A 604-nucleotide genomic window follows, 5' to 3' on the forward strand; every position below is an offset into this window, starting at 1 on the left:
TGAAGACCGTGCACACGACCGCCGGCCCCGTGACAATCGCGGTCCCGTGGGATCGCAATGGCGAGTTCGCGCCGCGGATCGTCCCGAAAGGCGCGCGTCGGCTCGGACAGATCGACGAGATGATCTTGTCGTTGTATGCGCGGGGCATGTCGACCCGGGATATTGAGGCGCACCGCCGGGTAGCCCGGGGGTGAAATTCCCCCGGGCTACCCGGCGGCGAGGTGTACGGGATTGCCGCGTCCCGGGAACTCATCTCCACGATCACAGATGTGGTGGCGGACGAGATCACGGCCTGGCAGAGCCGGCCTGTCGACGACGTCTATCCGATCATGTATGTGGATGCGATCCGGATCCGGGTCAAGGACCGTGGGGTCGTCACCATGAAGGCGGCGCACCTAGTCGTGGGCGTCGACTCTACCTGGGAATCCGGAATATCTCGACCAAGCGCGGAGGTGAGAACGGGACCGGCACCCAGGGTTGGAAGCAGGCGCTGAACGCGATGGTGATCCTGTTCCCGGACAGGCTCCCACTTCACTAATTGACGAGCAAATCACACCGTAAGGACAATTCCCGCCCATCCTTACACGAAAAACTGGACAGGCCC

General features: G+C 62.9%; 1 pseudogene. It reads left to right on the top strand.

Annotated elements, in window-relative coordinates:
• Positions 1-413 (top strand): annotated as a pseudogene (locus MJ783_RS20975) (transposase); the annotation flags it as partial.
• Between the last annotated feature and the right edge of the window lie 191 nt (positions 414-604).

This window comes from Protofrankia sp. Cj3 (assembly GCF_917627355.1).
Taxonomy (GTDB): Bacteria; Actinomycetota; Actinomycetes; order Frankiales; family Frankiaceae; genus Protofrankia.